Origin of the sequence: Brevundimonas lutea, assembly GCF_003704105.1 — a bacterium.
GTDB classification, from domain to species: Bacteria; Pseudomonadota; Alphaproteobacteria; order Caulobacterales; family Caulobacteraceae; genus Brevundimonas; species Brevundimonas lutea.
In genome coordinates, this window is the sequence record NZ_QUOQ01000003.1 from 1 (window position 1) to 17,711 (window position 17,711).

The following is a 17,711-nucleotide window of genomic DNA, read 5'->3' on the forward strand; positions in this document are numbered from 1 at the left end:
TGAACGAACTAAAGATGGTCTTCAGCGAGATGGGCATCGACGTCTGGGAGGTGATCGACGCCGCCAAGACCAAGCCGTTCGGCTTCATGCCCTTCTATCCGGGCCCCGGACTGGGCGGCCACTGCATTCCGATCGACCCCTTCTATCTGACATGGAAGGCGCGGGAGTACGATCTAGCCACGCGGTTCATCGAGCTAGCCGGACAGATCAACACGGCGATGCCGCGCTATGTGGTGCAGCGCCTGGCCGAGGAGCTGGATGCGCGCTTCGCCAAGGGGCTGAACGGCGCGCGCATCCTGCTGGTGGGCGTGGCCTACAAGAAGAACGTCGCCGACGTGCGGGAAAGCCCGGCGCTGAAGATGCTGGAGCTGCTGGAGGAGCGGGGCGCCGACCTCCGCTTCGTCGATCCGCATGTAAGTTCGGTGCGCGCCTCGACCCATCCGCGTCACGGGGCCTATGCGGCCTCGGAACCCTGGCCGGCGTGCGACGCCGCCATCATCGTGACGGATCACGATGCGATCGACTACGCCGCGCTGGTTGCCCACGCGCCCCTGGTGCTGGACACCCGCAACGCCTGCGCGCAACGTGGACTTCGCGGCGACACCGTGGCCGCCGCCTGATCCGTCATTCGCCGAGGGAGCCTGGAGCCTGAGCGCAGTTTCAGACCATGATCTCCCCCGTGTCACCTTGCGCACGCTGGACGGGGACGTCACGCCGAAGCGGACGCTCGCCGAGGAACCGAATCTCGCGTTGAGAGACGGGGACATCGCTATTTCGCTCGCCTTGGGCGTCGACGATCCTTTCGCCGCCGTGACCCCCGGAGAGCGGGTCACCATCGATCTGTTGTCGGAAGCGCCGCCGCCTGAGCGCCTGCGGCTCCTTCTCAGATTTTGGGACGCCGATGGCCATGCCGTCGAACAGCATGTGCGGCCAATCGACGGCACGCGTCCGCTGCGTCGATTTCGCGTTCCGGAAGCAGCGGCCGTCGCCACGCTGGGCTTGGTCTGCAGCGGATTCGGTCAGGATGAGGTGATCCTCGGCATCGACGTTGGCGAGCGCGGGCCGCGAGCCCTCGACACTGCGCTAGCCGACAGGGACGCCGGCGCGGCCGCTTTGGCGCTGGAGGCCCTGAGACGCGTCACGCCGCATCTTCCTGGCGTGGAGCGCGCGCCCATCCGCGTCGCGGAGCTGGCCGGAGATCATCTCGGCGCCGCCGAGGGTTGGGCGGCGCTGGAGGCTCGGGGGGATCTGGCCGTCGGGGAGCGCCATCGGCTGATCGCCGCGCGGCGTCGGGCGGGGCAGCATGATCTGGCCGATGCCGATGTTGAACGGTGGGGCGCCGACGCGGCGCAGGACCTCGATCTGCTGGACGAGCACGCGCGCGTCGCCGAGGACGCCCGCCGTTGGCCACACGCCATGGACCGATGGGCGCGGTTGATCGCGGCCGACGCACGACGGGCGGCGAGCGTGGCAGGGAGGCTCATCGAAAGCACGGGCAGAGACGATGCGGAGGCGGCGCTGGTCCGGGCGCTGGCGGATGACCCCGCCTCGCCCGTCCGCGCTGTCCTGGCCGAACTCCTGATGCGGTCGGATCGCGCCGAGGAAGCGGCGGGGGCGTTCAGGGAGCTCGCCGTGCAAAGGCCGGAAGAGGCCGAACGCTGGAGCGCGCGGGCCCGCGCGGCGCAGCGCCGGGTAGGAGAGGGCGACGCGGACGGCGCCCCCGGTCCGCGGCCCAGGGTCACGATCGATCAGGCGGTCACCGACGACGGTTATTACGACATCGCGTTCGAGGACATCGTCGTGCCCGTGCGCCTGCGCCGTACGCCCGGCGCCAAGGCTCTGGTGATCCTGTTCCACGGAGCCATGGATCGGGAAACGCGGGCTTGGCCGCATTTCGCCGGCCTGCTGCCGGACCTGCCCCCGGCGCATCAGGTGTCGATCACCGACACCACCCTGCTGGCCGACCCGCAGTTGGCGGCGGGGTGGTATTTGGGAACCCAGACGGCGCCGCTGCAGGATATTCTGCCCAGGCTGATTGCGCGGCTGGCCGAGGCGCTGGGCGCGGAGCGCCGGGTCTATGTCGGCGGATCGTCCGGCGGGTTCGCGGCCCTGTTCTACGCCTGGAGCGACCCCGGCAGCGTGGCGGTGGCAGCCAATCCGCAGACCGATCTGCGCCATTATATCGCCAGCTCCACCGAGGCGCTGCGAACCAAGGCCTGGCCCGACGCGATGGACTTTCCCAGTCTGGCCGAAAAGGTCGCCCTGCATATCGGTTCACTCTACGCCCGCTCGAACCACAGCCTGGTGATCTATGTGCAGTCGCGCGGCGACCGCCGGCACATGACGACGCAGTTCCCGGCCTTCCTGCGCGGGCTGCGGGGGCAAGGCGACGGGCCGATCCTGGACATCGGCTATTGGGGCATTCCGCGGCACAGCGGCTCGGCGCCGGCTTCGGCCTATCTGCCGTGGGTGCGCGCGGCCTTGCTGGCGAAGGCGGTCGATGCAGGCGAGATCAACGACATCCACTATCGACTGACCAGCGGCGGCGCGGCCCGGCCGGCCGTCACAGGGGCGCGGTCCGAACACGCGGCGGCAGACATCTCGCTGGCAGACGCCATCGCCGCAGCGATGCTGGACGATCAGGAGCGACCCGAGTGAGCGACCATCCCTATCGCGACCTGCCGCAGCGGAATTTCTGGAAGCGCGCGGTCGGCGACCGGCACATCGCCGATCTCGCGGACCTGTGGGTCCCCATCGCCCTGGAAAGGAGCGACCGGATCGCCACAGCCGGCAGCTGCTTCGCCCAACATATCGGTCGCCAGCTGTCGGCGCGGGGGGCGGCCTTCATGGACTGTGAGACCGCGCCGGAGGTCTTCGTCTCCGAAGAAGAGGCCCGACGGTTCGGCTTTGGCGTCTATTCCTGTCGCTACGGCAACATCTACACCTCACGACAGCTGATCCAGCTGTTCGAGGAATGCTTCGGCAGACGGTCTCCGGCGGACGGGGTGTGGGAGCGGAACGGCCGGTTCTTCGATGCGCTGAGGCCCAGCGTCGATCCGGTCGGGCAGGACAGCGCCGAGACGGTGGCGCGGTTGCGGGAGCGACATCTGGCCGCCGTTCGGCGGATGTTCGAAACGCTGGACCTGTTTGTCTTCACCTTGGGACTGACCGAAACCTGGGAGAGCCGTGCGGACGGCACGGCCTATCCCAGCGCGCCGGGCGCGATCGCGGGGCGGTATGATCCGCAGGCGCACGTTTTCCGCAACTTGCGCTACCCCGAGATCATGGCCGACCTGACCGCCTTTATCGCGGGGCTGAAGCAGGTGAATCCGGGCGCGCGGGTGCTGTTCACCGTCTCGCCCGTGCCGCTGGTGGCGACGGCGTCGGAGGATCACGTCCTGCCCGCCACCCTCTACTCCAAGTCCGTGCTGCGGGCCGTCGCGGGCGACCTGGCCGCAGACCATGAACACGTCGGCTACTTCCCCTCCTATGAGATCGTGGCGGGGCACCCGTCCCGGGCCATGTTCTTCGATCCCGACCTCAGGAACGTGAACCTGTTCGGGGTGCAGTCGGTGATGCGGCAGTTCTTCGTCGGCGATCTCGCGAAACAGTTTCCGGAGCCGGGTCGGGCGGTCGCGGATGAGGACGGCGAAATGATCTGCGACGAAGAGGCCCTGGACCGGGAATGACCGGGCGCAGAGCGGCTTGCCACGGCGGCTGTCGGCAGGCATCGACGCGCCCATGACGGCATCGCCCCTGGTGGCCATTCTCGAGACGGCGGTCGGCCGAGACACCTTCGCGTGGCGCTTTCGGCGTCCGCTGGGCGAGCGCGTTCAGCTGGAGTCAGACAGGCTAAGCTTCGACCTGGAGGCCGGCGAGCGTCGCTATCTGCTGGCGGCGGGTCTGGCGGATGATGCGGCGGCGCCCCCGGAGGCCACCCTGTTCGACGTGCCGGCGGGTGGCATCGTCCGGATCGACGCCATCGCGGGGGCGGAAGGTCTGCCGCCAGAGTGCCAGCTGTGGGTCCAGTATTTCGACGCCGCCGGCGTGGCGCTGGACCGACGCAAGTCCGGGTTTCACGCCGCGCGCCCCTATGCGCGGTTCCCGGCCCCGGCCCAGGGCGCCCGCGCCTCGCTGATCCTGCAACTGGGGGGCCAGGGCCGGGTCGAGGCTCTGACCCTGGGTGTCGAAACAGTCGCGGTCGGCAGCGTGGCGCGGATGATCCGGGCGCTGAAACGCGAGGACTTCCCCGCCGCGCGCGAGGCGGCTCGGGAGGCGGAGATCATTCAGCCGCGTGACCCACGCCTGCCGCGACTGCGCGCGCGGCTGGCGTGGCAGGAGCGCGATTTCAATCAGGCCGCCGACCTGTATCTGGCGCTGGAAGCGCGCCGCGGACTGCGTGGCGACGATCCACGCCGGTTGGTCAGCGCCCTGCGGCGGTCCGGTCGGCTCGAAGACGGCGAGGCCGCGTTCAGTCGGTTGTTCGAGGCTGACACCACTCATCTCGGCGCGCTGACCGAATGGGCGCGGCTGGCCGAGCAGCGACTGGATCTGGAACAGGCGGCCGAACGATGGACGGCGGTGCTGCGGCGCACGGAGGCGACCAGCGCCGCCGAACGCCTGGCCTCCGTGCTCGACCGCCGCGGCTATCGGACCGAGGCGGAGCGGGTGCTGACCGCCTTCGCGGAAAGCCATCCGCGAAACATCGTGATCCGCACCCGTCTGGCCGAACGCCTGCGCCAAGAGGGGCGGTTCGGCGACGCCGCCCCGCACCTGCGGCGGCTGGTGGAACTGACGACGGGTGAGGACAAGGAGCGCTGGCGACGGCTGGCGGCGGAGACCGGGCTGGCGGCCTATGAGCTCGGATCTATGGCGAGCGGATGGTCCGAAGGACAGACCAGCACCCGCGCGGCGGAGCGGGCGCGGCGTCGAGTGGATCACTGGCTGCGCTATGCCGACAAGGGCCTCGACGAGCGAGCGACCGCCGAACTCAGGCTGATCGGGTCGAACAGCGAGGATGCGGAGGCGGCGGTTCAGGCGGCGTGGGCGCTTGCGGGCCTGGCGCTGGCGCAGGGGCCTCAGGGCTGGCCCGAGGCTCTGACGCATCTGGAGGCGATCCAGGCGCGAGGGGCGACGCGGCCGGGGCTGGAGCCCCTCAAGGTGCGGCTGCTGACCGACATGGGCCGGCTCGACGAGGCCCGGGCCGCGCTGGAGGCGGCGCCGATGTCGTCGGCCAATCTGACGCTGGCCGAGGCCAATCTCCTGCATGCGCGGCGCGCGTCGGACCAGGACCGTCTGGTCGTCATCAATCGGCTGTTCTCACCCTACGATCTGGCGTCGCTGCGGGTGGTCGAGGGCGGGCCGCTGGACCTGGATCACATCGACGCGGACGCGCCGGCGGCCGCGGGCGGACCGCTGGTGTCGGTGATCATGCCGGTGTGGAACGCCGAGGCGACGCTGGAGACCGCGATCCGCTCGATCCAGCGCCAGAGCTGGCTGGACTGGGAGTTGCTGGTCGTCGATGACGCCTCACCCGACGGCAGCTGGGCGGTGGCCGAACGGCTGGCCGAGAGCGAGCCGCGCATCCGCTTGCTGCGGAACGCCGCGAACGGCGGCCCATACGTCAGCCGAAATCATGGGCTGGCGGAGGCGCGCGGCGTGTTCGTGACCTGTCACGACTCGGACGACTGGGCTCATCCGCAGCGGCTGGAGCGGCAAGTGGCGGCGCTGCTGGATCAGCCCGAGGCGATCGGAAACATGAGCCGCTGCGTGACGGCTACCCCCGATCTGCGCTTCGCCAGCCGGTCGGGGGGCGTGAGCGGCTTCCGCTGGAATTTCTCCTCGGTGCTATTCCGGCGCCAGCAGGCGTTGGAGGCCGTCGGCTTCTGGGACGAGGCGCGGTTCGGGGCGGACGGTGAGTATGTGGCGCGGCTGCGCCGGCGGTTCGGGCGCGAGACTATCGCCAAGCTGGATGCCGGGCCGCTGGCCATCGTGCGCCAGTCGGCCACCAGCCTGACCGGGCACGCGACCCTGGGTCTGGCCGCGCGGGGCCAGTCGGCGCGCACCGCCTACCGAACGCAATTCGAGGCCTGGCACCGGCGTGACGACCATGATGGCCGCATGGAGCGCGGGGCCGGCTCAAGGTTCCCTCGCCCGGCGGTGGTGCGCGGGCGGGCGGCGCCGGAACGCCTGGACGTCGTGCTGGCGTCCGACTTTCGACTGTCGGGCGGCACGACAGCATCGAACGTTCAGGAGATCGTGGCCCAGGCGCGGGCCGGGCTAAGCACCGGCCTGATCCAGCTGGACTCGCCGATCCTGCGCGCCAGGACGCCGATCTCGGACAAGATTCTCGATCTGATCGACTACGAGGGGGTGCATCTGCTGACCTCGGAGCAGGCGGTCGAGGCCGGCACCCTGATCGTGCGCTGGCCGCCGGCGGCCGCCAATTTCAACAGCGCCGTGGCGCGGGTGACGGCGGGATCGACCTCGGTGATCGTCAACCAGACGCCGTGGCGGGGGCTGATCGGCGGGGAACTGATCTATGAACCCGCCGAGGTGGATGCGGTGGTTCAGCGGATGTTCGGCGCGCGGCCGGTGTGGCGACCCATCGGTCCGGCGGTGCGGGGCGCCATGCTGCCCTATGCCGCCCAGGTCGACCTAGCGTCCGAGGACTGGATCAATGTGGTCGATCTGTCCGGTTGGGCCGGGCAGGCGCGGCGACCGAGCGGTAACCAGCCGCCGGTGATCGGCCGTCACGGGCGGGACTTTCCGGGCAAGTGGCCGATGGACCCGGCGCAGCTACTGGCCGCCTATCCCGACGACGGGTCGTTGCGGGTCAGCATCCTGGGCGGGGCCGAGGTAGCGGAGGCGGTCATCGGCCGGCGACCCGCGGGGTGGCAGGTCCATCCCTTCGACTCGATCGGCGTGGCCGACTATCTCGCGGGGCTGGATGTGTTCGTCTATTTCCCCGATCCGACGCTGGAGGAGGCGTTCGGGCGCGCGATCCTTGAGGCCATGGCGGCGGGCGTGCCGACCATCCTACCGGAACGCTTCCAGCCCGTGTTCGGCGACGCCAGCCTCTATGGGCGAGCCGAGGATGTCAGGGGGATGGTCGAGTCCCTGACGGCGGATGCCGATCGTTACGAGGCGCGCAGCCGCGCGGGGCTGGCGTTCGCGGTCTCCTATGGCCATCCCGTCCACATTGAGCGACTGAAAGCCTTGGGCGTGACCGCCTAGCAGTCGCGGCCGCGCCGTTGAGCTTCTTCACACCGGCGCTGTTCGCGCTCCCAGGCGCGCTGCTCTCGCTCACGCTTGAGTTTGGTTTCTTCGTCGGAGGTGGTCACGGCGTCGACACCGGCGCCCAGCACCGCGCCGGTCGCCTTGACCCCGGTGCCGACCACCGCGCCGGTGACGCCGACCGCCGTCCCCACCAGGCAGCCCTGAAGCAGCAGGCAAGCGCCGATCGCGGCTGTCAGAGCAAGAAGGCGGGCAGGGCGCATGGCGGGGTCCGGTGTGGGGAATCACCCGAGCCTGGGCGAGGAGTGCGGCCGGGGCAAGGCGGTTCAGACCGGCCGGACCAGCACGATCTTCTTCTTGCCGGCGGCCAGCTTTATTACTCCGTTGCGCACGTCTTCCTCGACCAGGTTCTGCGCGCCATCGGTCACGGCCGTGTCGTTCAGCTTCAGCCCGCCGCCTTGCGCCAGACGGCGCGCCTCGCCGTTGGAGGCGGTCAGGCCGGCGCGGGTGGCGACGGCGGCGATCATCGCCCCGATCACCTCACCACGCGGCAGCTCGACGGTCGGCAGGTCGGACGACACTTGACCCTGCTCGAACGCCTTCTCCGCCGCGGCGCGCGCCTTGGTGGCCTCTTCCGCGCCGTGCAGCATGGTGGTGGCCGCGTCGGCCAGGGCCTTCTTGGCGTCGTTGATGGCCGCGCCCTCGAGCGCCTCCAACGCCGCGATCTCGTCCAGCGACAGGTCGGTGAACAGGCGCAGGAACCGGCCCACGTCGGCGTCGTCGACGTTCCGCCAGAACTGCCAGTAGTCGTAGGGGCTGAGCTGGTCTGCGTTCAGCCAGATGGCGCCCTGGGCCGTCTTGCCCATCTTGCCGCCGGAGGCGGTGGTCAGCAGCGGCGTGGTCAGGCCGAAGGCGGCCTTCTGATCCACCCGGCGCACCAGATCGACGCCGGAGGTGATGTTCCCCCACTGGTCCGACCCGCCCATCTGCAGGGTCACGTTCAGCCGGCGGTTCAGCTCCAGGAAGTCCACGGACTGCATCAGCATGTAGTTGAACTCCAGGAAGGTCATCGGCTGCTCGCGCTCAAGGCGCAGCTTGACCGAGTCGAAGCTCAGCATGCGGTTGACGGTGAAATGGGTCCCATAGTCGCGCAGGAACTGGACATAGCCGTAGGTCGACAGCCAGTCGTCGTTGTCGATCATGACGGCGTCGGTCGGTCCATCGCCGAAGGTCAGGAACGTCTCGAACACCGTGCGGATCGAGGCGATGTTTGAGGCGATGTCGGCGTCGGTCAGCTGGGGCCGCGAGGCGTCCTTGCCGGTCGGGTCGCCGACCTTGGTGGTGCCGCCGCCCATGACCACGATGGGGCGATGGCCGGCCTGCTGCAGCCGGCGCAGCATCATGATCTGGATCAGGCTGCCGACATGCAGGCTGGGCGCCGTGGCGTCGAAGCCGATGTAGCCGGTGACCACGCCCGCGACGGCCGCCGCGTCCAGCTCGGCCGGATGGGTCATCTGATGGATATAGCCGCGCGCCTGAAGCGTCTTGAGGAAGTCGGAGGCGAAGGCGGGCTGGTCGGTCATCGGATCGGCGTGGCTGGCGGGACGGGGAGGCGGCGTGTAGCACGGGCTGATCCATGCGGCGAAGGGGGACGAACGCATGACGGACATCAAGCGCGACTGCCGGATCATTGCGGAGGAGCTTCTGATGGGTGACGCCCGGATGGTTGGGAAGGTCATGTTCCTCCAAGACGGTGTTTCTCTGGAGTTCGCGTCAGAAGAGATCGACCGGGTTCGGCAGATCGCCCTTGCGGAGTTCGGTTCCTGGGCGATTGACGACCACGGCCCAAGCGCCACGGTCCGTATTGCCGGAGAGCCATTCGCCGCCGTGAACGAATGGGGCGACGCCTGCCTGATCTCCACGTCGGAAGATGGGAAGCACCTTCTGCTTCGTCTGGTTCGCGCCCTGAACCATGGGGCGACGGTATGCGCTCTCAAGGCATTCGGAGGGCCTCTTGCGCTGAAGCTCACCGCCATGACCGAGCGGCGCGGCGACCGCCTGTGGCTGCGGTTCGTGGCCGAGGGCGATGTCGACGGCATCGCCTGGCCTACCCCGGCCAATCCCGCCCGACGCGACGGTCTGTGGGAGCACACCTGTTTCGAGGCCTTCGTGCTGACCGACGACGGCTATCGGGAATTCAACCTGTCGCCATCCAGGCAGTGGGCCAGCTACCGCTTCGACAGCTACCGCGAGGGCATGGTCCAGGCCGCCGAGACCGTTACAATCGACGGTCTGGACGGCGCCTCGGACCTGATGGCGCTGGAGGGCTGGATCGATCTGCCTGCCGGCGCTGCCCGCCTGGGCCTGTCAGCGGTAATCGAGATGAAGGACGGCTCGAAATCGTATTGGGCGCTGGCCCATCCGTCCGATAAGCCGGACTTTCACCATCGCGACTCGTTCGTCCTCGATCTGCCCCCGGAGCATCCATGAAGTTCGGCATCGACCGCCTGCTGACCGAACCCGAACTGCGGCGGGCGCTGGAGGGGCGGCGGGTGGCGCTGCTGGGGCATCCGGCCTCGGTCACCGGCGACCTGACCCATTCGATGGATGCGCTGGCGGCCTGTCCTGACATCCGCCTGACCGCCGCCTTCGGGCCGCAGCACGGCATGAAGGGCGACCTTCAGGACAATATGATGGAGAGCCCGGACGAAACCGACGCGGTCCACGGCATCCCCGTCTTCAGCCTGTACGGCGAGGTCCGGCGACCGCGCGGTCAGTGGATGGGGACGTTCGACGTGCTGCTGGTCGACCTGCAGGACGTGGGGTGCCGCATCTACACCTTCGTGACGACCCTGCTCTATGTGCTGGAAGCGGCCGCCCAGCACGGCAAGGAGGTCTGGGTGCTGGACCGGCCCAACCCGGCCGGGCGGCCGATCGAGGGCCTGATCCTTTTGCCCGGCCAGGAGAGCTTCGTGGGCGCCGGGCCGATGCCGATGCGGCACGGCATGACCCTGGGCGAGATGGGGCAGTGGTTCATCCATCACTTCAAGATCGACGTGGATTACCGAGTGATCACGATGGAAGGCTGGCGGCCGGATGAAGCGCCCGGCTTTGGCTGGCCGTTGCTGGAGCGGCCGTGGATCAACCCCAGCCCCAATGCGCCCAACGTCAGCATGGCCCGCGCCTATGCCGGCACGGTGATGCTGGAGGGCACGACCCTGTCCGAGGGGCGCGGCACCACCCGCCCGCTGGAACTGTTCGGCGCGCCGGACATCGACGCCCGCAAGGTGATCGCCGAGATGCGGGCGCTGGCGCCGCAGTGGCTGGACGGCTGCGTGCTGCGCGACCTGTGGTTCCAGCCGACCTTCCACAAGCATGCGGGCCAGCTGTGCAACGGCGTGCAGATCCACTGCGAGGGACCGGCCTACGATCACGACAGCTTCAGGCCGTGGCGGGTGCAGGCCCTGGCCTTCAAGGCGATCCGCCGGCTGTATCCCGACTATCCGCTGTGGCGCGATTTTCCTTACGAATACGCTTTCGGCCGTCTCGCCATCGACGTCATCAACGGCGGTCCGGGTCTGCGGGAATGGGTCGATGATGCGGGCGCCGAGGCCAGTGATCTGGATGCGCTGACAGTGCCGGACGAGACGGCATGGCTGGAGGAGCGGCGAGCTCACCTGCTGTACTGAGGCTTTCTCTCCCCCTCGGGGGAGGGTGGTCGCGAAGCGACCGGGTGGGGGCGCTCAGGAATCGTCCGCCTCCGGCGCAAGCGATCTTCGGCCCCTCCCACCCGTCGTCGCTTCGCGTCGACTGCCCTCCCCTGACGGGGAGGGAGAGGTCAGCCCACATCGCGCTCCAGCGCGCGCCGGACATCCCCGTCCACGTCGATCTGCTGGCCGAAGTGCTGGACCATGACGGTGAGCGCCGTGCGGGTGGTGGGGTTCATCCAGCCGATCGTGCCCGCCGCGCCGCCCCAGCCGTATTCCCCGGAAGGCTCCTTGACCGAGCCGCCGAAGCCGAAGCGGAAGGCGCCGTTCTCGGGCTCCACGCCCTCGGGCAGGATGTCGGTCCGGATCAGCCGGGCGGTATCTGGCGCCATCACCCGCACCGATCCGGCGCGGCCGTCGTCCAGCAGGGTGGTGAGGAAGGCCAGGTAATCGCTGGCCGTCGAGATCAGGCCGGCCCCGCCCGCGAACAGGGAGACGGGTTCGGCATAGGCGCTGTTGGTGCGGTCGTCGCGGACGACCCGCTGACCGCCGGAATAGTCGTAGAGCGCCATCAGCCGGGCCTGATCGGCGCGGCTGATCCTCCACAGGGTGTCGCGCATGCCGATGGGGTCGAAAAGGCGGCGCTGCAGGAAGTCGGGGAAGCTCATCCCTGAGGCGCGCTGGATGACCAGGCCAAGCAGGTCCAGGCCGATGGAATAGTGATATTCCGTACCCGGATCGAAGCGCAGCGGGATTTCGCCCAGCCGGCGGCCGAATTCGTCCAGGTCGTGGACCTTGGGACCGTCGATGGGCTTTTCGGCCAGGCTGTAGCCGGTGACGGGGAAAATGCCCGCGCGGCGGTAGGCGTCGGCGATCGGTCCGTCGAAGAAGTGATAGGTCAGGCCCGCCGTGTGGGTCAGCAAATGGCGTACCGTCATGGGCGAGGCGGGCGCGCGGCCATCCAGCCCGCGATCCGGGTTCCGCGCCACCTCGACCCGGCCCATCTCGGGAACCAGATCGGCGACCGGCGTGTCGAGAGCCAGCCGCCCATCCTCGATCAGCAGCGCCGCGCCCACCCCGGTGATCGGTTTGGTCATGGAGTAGATGCGGAACAGGGTGTTGCGGTCGACCAGGGCCGTGGAGGCGTCGTAGTCCAGCCGCCCGGCGTGGAGATAGGCCTCGGGCGCGTCGCCATGCCTCAGGCCGATGGCCGCTCCCGACAGCCGACCGTCGGCGACCCAGCCGTTCAGCACGCCCTGAAGAGCAGGATAGCGCAGCGCGGCCTGCGGTCCGTCCAGCCATCGTCCCTGACCGGCGGCGCACCCGACGAGCGCCAGCGCGCCCGCTCCGAACAGAAGACCCCGACGGCTGGGGGAGATGGCGAGGGCGCTCATAGGGATGCTCCGATAATGCGGTTCGCACGCTGGCGCCGGGCGCTGGCGATGTCGAGCGGGAGTCGGTAGGCAGTGATCAACCCGCCACTTCTTCGGAGCCCCTCTTATGTTCGACCTTTCCGGCAAGACCGCCCTTGTGACCGGCGCGACCGGCGGTATCGGTGGGGCGGTGGCCCGCGCCCTTCATGCTCAGGGCGCCAATGTGGTGCTGTCCGGCACGCGCGAGGCGGTGCTGGCCGATCTGGCGGGCGAGTTGGGTGAGCGGGCTTTCGCCGCCGCCGCCAATCTGTCGGACGCCGAATCGGTGGACGGCCTGGTCGGACGGGCCGAGGAGGCCGCCGGGGCGCCTCTGGACATCCTGGTCGCCAATGCCGGCATCACGAAAGATGGATTGCTGATGCGGATGAAGGACGAGGACTGGGAGCAGGTGATCCGCATCAATCTGGAGAGCTATTTCCGCCTGTCCCGCTCAGCCATGAAGGGGATGATGAAGCGCCGCTCCGGGCGGATCATCGGCGTGACCTCGGTGGTTGGCGTGACCGGCAATCCGGGACAGACCAACTATTCGGCCTCCAAGGCCGGCATGATCGGCTTCTCCAAATCGCTGGCGCAGGAGGTTGGCAGCCGGGGCATCACGGTCAACTGCATCGCGCCGGGCTTCATCGCCTCGCCCATGACCGACGCCCTGAACGAGGCCCAGAAGGACGCCATCCTGAGCAAGATTCCCTCGGGCCGCCTGGGCACGGGCGACGAGATCGCGGCGGCCGCCGTCTATCTGTCGTCGGACGAGGCGGCCTATGTCACTGGCCAGACCCTGCATGTGAACGGCGGCATGGCGATGATCTGAGGCGGCGGAGGTCGCTTCCGCGCCCAAATCATCAATCCGTGTGACGCCTCTTTTCCCCCGCCACGTCTGTGCTAGAGGGAGCGCGACGCAACCGGGGCTTGGCAAGGCCGTTCCGATTGCGACACTATCAGAAGGCCCCTCGGGCTATCAGAAGGCAGGAAACCAATGTCCGACACGCTCGAACGCGTCCGCAAGATCGTCATCGACCACCTGGACGCCGATCCGGACAAGGTCACGGAAAAGGCCAGCTTCATCGACGACCTGGGCGCCGACTCGCTCGACAACGTCGAACTGGTCATGGCCTTCGAGGAAGAATTCGACATCGAGATCCCGGATGACGCCGCCGAGCACATCCAGACCGTCGGCGACGCCGTGAAGTTCATCGACGAGAAGACCGCCGGCTGATTTCGGCAGTCCGAACGGATTTTCGACGGCCGCCGGGCGCACCGGCGGCCGTTGTTCGTTTTGGCCCGAAACCTAGCGGCGGCCTGAAACCGCCCCTATTGTCCGCCCGCGATTCACAGTGAAGGAGCGCCCCGACATGCGTCGTGTCGTCGTCACCGGCCTAGGCCTTCTGACCCCGCTAGGCTGGGGCGTGGAGCACAGCTGGAAGGGCATTCTGGAGGGCCGCTCAGGCATCGGGCCGATCACGTCCTTCGACACAGAGGGCTATGGCTGCACCATCGCCGGCGAGATTCCGTCGGTGGACGGACGGGGCGGCGGCGCCCCCGACACGCCGGGCGTGTTCGACCATGAGAAGGTGATGTCGCCCAAGGACAGGAAGCGGGTGGACGACTTCATCGTCTACGCCATCGCCGCGGCGGACGAAGCCCTGGCCGACGCCGGCTGGAAGCCCGAGAGTGACGAGGATCGGGAGCGGACCGGGGTGATGGTCGGCTCCGGCATCGGCGGCCTGGGTCCCATCGCCGACACCGCCATCATCCTGAAGGAACAGGGCCCGCGCCGGGTCAGCCCCTTCTTCATCCCCTCTGCCCTGATCAACCTGACTTCGGGCCAGATTTCGATCCGTCACGGCCTGAAGGGGCCCAATCACTCGGTCGTCACCGCCTGCGCCACCGGTGCCCACGCCATCGGCGATGCAGCCCGGATGATCGCGCTGGACGACGCCGACGTCATGGTCGCGGGTGGGGCGGAGAGCTCCATCGTCCCGATCGGCATCGCCGGTTTCCTGGCCTGCAAGGCGCTGTGCACCGCCTACAACGACACGCCGGAGAAGGCGTCGCGGCCCTACGATCGTGGCCACGCGGGCTTCGTCATGGGTGAGGGCGCCGGTATCATGGTGCTGGAGGAGTACGAGCACGCCAAGGCGCGGGGGGCGAAGATCTACGCCGAGGTCGTCGGCTACGGCATGAGCGGCGACGCCTATCACATCACGGCCCCGGCCGAGGACGGCGACGGCGGCCTCCGGGCTATGAAGGCGGCCCTGAAGCGCGCTGGGCTGGAGCCGTCGGACCTGGACTACGTCAACGCCCACGGCACCTCGACCATGGCCGACTGGATCGAGCTGAAGGCCATTGAGCGGCTGGTCGGGGATCATGCCAGGGATCTGGCTGTCTCCTCGACCAAGTCGATGACGGGGCACCTGCTGGGCGCCGCCGGGGCGATCGAGAGCATCTTCTCCGTCCTGGCCATCCGCGACCAGATGGCGCCGCCGACGATCAATCTGGACGACCCCGAGCACGAGACGGCGATCGACCTGGTCCCACACAAGGGCAAGGCCAAGGCGATCGAGGTGGCGATGTCCAACAGCTTCGGCTTCGGCGGCACCAATGCCTCCGTCATTTTCAAGCGGGTCGCATGAGGCCGTTCTGGCGGCGGGACCGCGTCGAGCGCGGACGTGGGCCTGCGGGCTGGCTGCTGGGCGCGACCGCGACGGTCAGCGTCTTCCTCATCGTGGCGCTGGCGTCGCTGTGGATCGTCTATTGGGGGCCGGGACCGAGCGCCCGGGACGGAGATCAGACCATTGTCGTGCTGCCATCTGGCGCGGGCGTGGACGCCATTGGCGTGCGACTGCACCAGGCGGGGGTGATCCGTTCCACCGACCTGTTCAAGGCCGCCGTCGCCCTGACCGGCGCGGATCGGCGCATCCGGGCGGGCGAATATGAAATTCCGGACCGGGCATCGCTTTCCGGAGTCATCGACATGCTCGTCAACGGCCGGGTGGTGCGTCACTTCGTGACCATTCCGGAGGGCTGGTCCTCGGCCCAGGCGGTCGACATTCTCAACGACGAGCCGGTGCTGACCGGCGAGGTGGCCGACATTCCCGAGGAAGGCTCACTGTGGCCCGAAACCTATGAGGTCACGCGGGGTGAAACGCGCGCCTCGGTGATCCGCCGGATGCAGCAGGCCCAGGAGGAGAACCTTGCCGAGCTCTGGGCGACCGCGCGAGGTCCGCGCAGCGTGGTCCGCACGCCGGAGGAGGCGCTGATCCTGGCCTCGATCGTCGAGAAGGAAACCGGGGTTCAGGCCGAGCGGCCGCGCGTCGCCGCCGTCTTTTCCAACCGGATCCGTCAGGGCATGCGGCTGGAGAGCGATCCGACCGTGGTCTATGGCGTCAGTCAGGGTCGGCCGCTGGGACGGGGCCTGCGTTTGTCGGAACTACAGGCCGACACGCCCTGGAACACCTATCTGAACGGCGGCCTGCCGCCGACGCCGATCGCCAATCCGGGCCGCGAGGCGATCGAGGCAGTTCTGAATCCGCCAGCCTCGAACGAGTTCTTCTTCGTCGCCGACGGGACGGGCGGGCACGTCTTCGCGCGCACGTTCGACGAACATCTCGTCAATGTCGCGCGCTGGCGCCAGATCGAGGCCGAGCGTCGTGCAGCAGGGTCAGGCACCGAGGGCGCCGCGCCGCCGGCTGGGCTGCCGGGCGGGCCCGAGTCGGTCGACGAGACGGCCGGCCCAGTTCCCTCGGTGGAGAATACCGGACGTGCCAGAATCACCCTGATCGAGCCCGGAGAATGACGGCGCTTTCGGGCATGACGGGCTTTGGGCGGGCCGAGGGCGCGGCGGGCGACTGGAGCTGGACGGTCGAGGCGCGCTCGGTGAACGGCCGATCGCTGGAGGTGCGGTTCCGGGGACCGCCCGGCTTTGACGCTCTCGAGAAAGCCGCCCGCGACGCCGCCCAGGCGCGTTTCGCGCGGGGCCAACTGACCGTAGGGGTTCAGGCCAGGCGCACGGCTGGCCAGGGCGCCCTGGCGATCAATCGCGCGGCGTTGGATCAGTATCTGGCGTTGGCCAGGGAGCTGGAGGCTTCGGGCGCGACGCCGGCCAGCGCTCACGGCCTGTTGTCGTTGAGGGGCGTGGTCGAGGTCGCCGAGGAGGCCGACGACGCCGAGGCTTTGGCAGCCGTGCAAAGCGCGATCGCCGCCGACATCGCCGCCGCGCTGGACGCGCTGAAGGCGGCGCGGGAGGGCGAGGGGGCCGCGCTCCGGCCCGTCATCCTCGGCTTCATCGACCGGATCGAGACCCTGGTCGGCCAAGCCGAGACCGAAGCGGCGTCTCAGACCGACACCATCCGCGAGCGCTTCACCCGTCGCATGCGAGAGCTGGCGCCGGAAGCCGACGGGCTTGAGGACCGCATCGTCACCGAGGCGGCGTCCCTGGCCGTGCGCGCCGACGTGCGCGAGGAGATCGACCGGCTGAGGGCTCATATCGCCGCCGCCCGTGCCCTGATTTCCGCGCCTCCCGCCGGTCGTAAGCTGGACTTTCTGATGCAGGAGTTCATGAGGGAGGCGAACACCCTGTGCTCCAAGTCCGCGACCACGGCTCTGACCGCCGTGGGCCTTGAGCTGAAGGCCACCATCGAACAGTTGCGCGAACAGATTCAGAATGTCGAATGACCGCACGCCCCGCCGGGGCGTCCTCCTGATCGTCGCCAGCCCGTCGGGGGCCGGCAAGACTTCGCTGTGCCGTCGGCTGATGGCCGACCACGGGGGGCTTGAACTGTCCGTGTCGATGACCACGCGTCCGATCCGTCCGGGCGAAGTGGCCGACCGCGACTATCATTTCGTCGACGACGCCGAGTTCGACCGACTGGTGGAGGCCGACGCCTTCCTGGAGTGGGCCAATGTCCACGGCGCGCGCTACGGTTCTCCGCGCGCCCCCATCGACCGGGCTCTGGCCGAAGGTCGCGACGTGCTGTTCGACATCGACTGGCAGGGCGCCCGCGACATCGCCGAAAAATGCCCGGGTGACGCGGTGCGGGTGTTCATCCTGCCGCCCAGTCTGGCCGAGCTCCGTCGCCGTCTGGTGACTCGGTCCCAGGACGCCGAGGAGGTGATCGAGCGGCGGATCCGCAACGCCAAGACCGAGATCGAACACTGCGGCGACTTTGACTACATCTTCGTCAACGACGATTTCGACCGCAGCTATGCCGAACTCGCTCACATCTATCACGCCGAGCGCAGCACTAGGGCCCGCAATATCTGGGTCGATCCTTACCGCGAAGCATTGTTGGCCGAGAAGGTCTAGCCGCCCCTCGCCATTCCGGGCCCGGACCCCCAT

The 17,711-nt window shown here is 68.8% G+C and carries 15 protein-coding genes; 12 read left to right on the top strand and 3 right to left on the bottom strand.

Annotated features, from left to right (window positions below; translation table 11 throughout):
* The 4 genes from EES48_RS04025 to EES48_RS04040 form a co-directional block, all read left to right on the top strand.
* A partial coding sequence (locus tag EES48_RS04025; RefSeq protein WP_276309583.1) for a nucleotide sugar dehydrogenase occupies positions 1 to 620 on the top strand: 620 nt, incomplete at its 5' end.
* 130 nt (positions 621 to 750) lie between these two features.
* Positions 751 to 2,658 carry a hypothetical protein gene (locus EES48_RS04030; protein WP_162998009.1) on the top strand — a complete coding sequence of 636 codons (1,908 nt, stop codon included), beginning with the start codon at positions 751 to 753 and terminating at the stop codon, positions 2,656 to 2,658.
* Positions 2,655 to 3,689: a GSCFA domain-containing protein gene (locus EES48_RS04035; RefSeq protein WP_122465128.1), complete on the top strand. Its 1,035-nt coding sequence runs from the start codon at positions 2,655 to 2,657 to the stop codon at positions 3,687 to 3,689. Before EES48_RS04030 ends, EES48_RS04035 begins: the two co-directional genes overlap by 4 nt.
* Positions 3,690 to 3,741: 52 nt before the next feature.
* A complete protein-coding gene (locus EES48_RS04040; protein WP_122465129.1) occupies positions 3,742 to 7,236 on the top strand; it encodes a glycosyltransferase in 3,495 nt (1,164 codons plus the stop codon).
* On the opposite strand, the gene EES48_RS04045 is transcribed toward EES48_RS04040, so the two are convergent.
* Positions 7,233 to 7,499 carry a hypothetical protein gene (locus tag EES48_RS04045; protein WP_122465130.1) on the bottom strand — a complete coding sequence of 89 codons (267 nt, stop codon included), beginning with the start codon at positions 7,497 to 7,499 and terminating at the stop codon, positions 7,233 to 7,235. The two genes, EES48_RS04040 and EES48_RS04045, sit on opposite strands and share 4 nt — an antisense overlap.
* Before the next feature lie 63 nt (positions 7,500 to 7,562).
* Positions 7,563 to 8,819 (bottom strand): tyrosine--tRNA ligase, encoded by a 1,257-nt coding sequence (tyrS, locus tag EES48_RS04050; RefSeq protein ID WP_122465131.1) that lies wholly within the window; start codon positions 8,817 to 8,819, stop codon positions 7,563 to 7,565.
* Positions 8,820 to 8,895: 76 nt separating this feature from the next.
* Between tyrS and EES48_RS04055 the strand changes: the two genes are divergently transcribed.
* Positions 8,896 to 9,726: a DOMON-like domain-containing protein gene (locus EES48_RS04055; RefSeq protein ID WP_122465132.1), complete on the top strand. Its 831-nt coding sequence runs from the start codon at positions 8,896 to 8,898 to the stop codon at positions 9,724 to 9,726.
* Positions 9,723 to 10,925 carry an exo-beta-N-acetylmuramidase NamZ family protein gene (locus EES48_RS04060; RefSeq protein WP_122465133.1) on the top strand — a complete coding sequence of 401 codons (1,203 nt, stop codon included), beginning with the start codon at positions 9,723 to 9,725 and terminating at the stop codon, positions 10,923 to 10,925. Before EES48_RS04055 ends, EES48_RS04060 begins: the two co-directional genes overlap by 4 nt.
* A 149-nt stretch (positions 10,926 to 11,074) precedes the next feature.
* Here the strand turns inward: EES48_RS04060 and EES48_RS04065 are convergent, their stop codons facing one another.
* The gene (locus EES48_RS04065) at positions 11,075 to 12,337 is read right to left on the bottom strand and encodes a serine hydrolase domain-containing protein (protein WP_122465134.1); all 1,263 of its coding nucleotides are present in this window, start codon (positions 12,335 to 12,337) and stop codon (positions 11,075 to 11,077) included.
* Positions 12,338 to 12,443: 106 nt separating this feature from the next.
* On the opposite strand from EES48_RS04065, the gene fabG reads away from it, so the two are divergent.
* The 6 genes from fabG (at position 12,444) to gmk (ending at position 17,678) form a co-directional block, all read left to right on the top strand.
* Positions 12,444 to 13,184, top strand: coding sequence for a 3-oxoacyl-[acyl-carrier-protein] reductase (gene fabG / locus EES48_RS04070; protein ID WP_122465135.1), 741 nt, complete (start codon positions 12,444 to 12,446; stop codon positions 13,182 to 13,184).
* Positions 13,185 to 13,349: 165 nt separating this feature from the next.
* Positions 13,350 to 13,589 carry an acyl carrier protein gene (locus tag EES48_RS04075; protein ID WP_021697838.1) on the top strand — a complete coding sequence of 80 codons (240 nt, stop codon included), beginning with the start codon at positions 13,350 to 13,352 and terminating at the stop codon, positions 13,587 to 13,589.
* A 136-nt stretch (positions 13,590 to 13,725) separates the two neighbouring features.
* A complete protein-coding gene (fabF, locus tag EES48_RS04080; protein ID WP_122465676.1) occupies positions 13,726 to 15,006 on the top strand; it encodes a beta-ketoacyl-ACP synthase II in 1,281 nt (426 codons plus the stop codon).
* Positions 15,003 to 16,169, top strand: a complete 1,167-nt coding sequence (gene mltG, locus EES48_RS04085) for an endolytic transglycosylase MltG (protein ID WP_122465136.1) — start codon at positions 15,003 to 15,005, stop codon at positions 16,167 to 16,169. Before fabF ends, mltG begins: the two co-directional genes overlap by 4 nt.
* Positions 16,166 to 17,047, top strand: coding sequence for a YicC/YloC family endoribonuclease (locus tag EES48_RS04090; protein WP_122465137.1), 882 nt, complete (start codon positions 16,166 to 16,168; stop codon positions 17,045 to 17,047). Before mltG ends, EES48_RS04090 begins: the two co-directional genes overlap by 4 nt.
* Complete coding sequence (gmk, locus tag EES48_RS04095) at positions 17,037 to 17,678, top strand: guanylate kinase (protein ID WP_122465138.1); 642 nt, start codon at positions 17,037 to 17,039, stop codon at positions 17,676 to 17,678. The genes EES48_RS04090 and gmk overlap by 11 nt, the downstream gene beginning before the upstream one ends.
* The last annotated feature ends 33 nt before the right edge of the window (positions 17,679 to 17,711 follow it).

Bases quoted from the DNA above. Each gene is read 5' to 3' on its own strand.
- EES48_RS04040 (WP_122465129.1), top strand. From the start codon at position 3,742: ATGACGGCATCGCCCCTGGTGGCCATTCTCGAGACGGCGGTCGGCCGA.
- EES48_RS04045 (WP_122465130.1), bottom strand. From the start codon at position 7,499: ATGCGCCCTGCCCGCCTTCTTGCTCTGACAGCCGCGATCGGCGCTTGC.
- tyrS (WP_122465131.1), bottom strand. From the start codon at position 8,819: ATGACCGACCAGCCCGCCTTCGCCTCCGACTTCCTCAAGACGCTTCAG.
- EES48_RS04055 (WP_122465132.1), top strand. From the start codon at position 8,896: ATGACGGACATCAAGCGCGACTGCCGGATCATTGCGGAGGAGCTTCTG.
- EES48_RS04060 (WP_122465133.1), top strand. From the start codon at position 9,723: ATGAAGTTCGGCATCGACCGCCTGCTGACCGAACCCGAACTGCGGCGG.
- EES48_RS04065 (WP_122465134.1), bottom strand. From the start codon at position 12,337: ATGAGCGCCCTCGCCATCTCCCCCAGCCGTCGGGGTCTTCTGTTCGGA.
- fabG (WP_122465135.1), top strand. From the start codon at position 12,444: ATGTTCGACCTTTCCGGCAAGACCGCCCTTGTGACCGGCGCGACCGGC.
- EES48_RS04075 (WP_021697838.1), top strand. From the start codon at position 13,350: ATGTCCGACACGCTCGAACGCGTCCGCAAGATCGTCATCGACCACCTG.
- fabF (WP_122465676.1), top strand. From the start codon at position 13,726: ATGCGTCGTGTCGTCGTCACCGGCCTAGGCCTTCTGACCCCGCTAGGC.
- mltG (WP_122465136.1), top strand. From the start codon at position 15,003: ATGAGGCCGTTCTGGCGGCGGGACCGCGTCGAGCGCGGACGTGGGCCT.
- EES48_RS04090 (WP_122465137.1), top strand. From the start codon at position 16,166: ATGACGGCGCTTTCGGGCATGACGGGCTTTGGGCGGGCCGAGGGCGCG.
- gmk (WP_122465138.1), top strand. From the start codon at position 17,037: ATGTCGAATGACCGCACGCCCCGCCGGGGCGTCCTCCTGATCGTCGCC.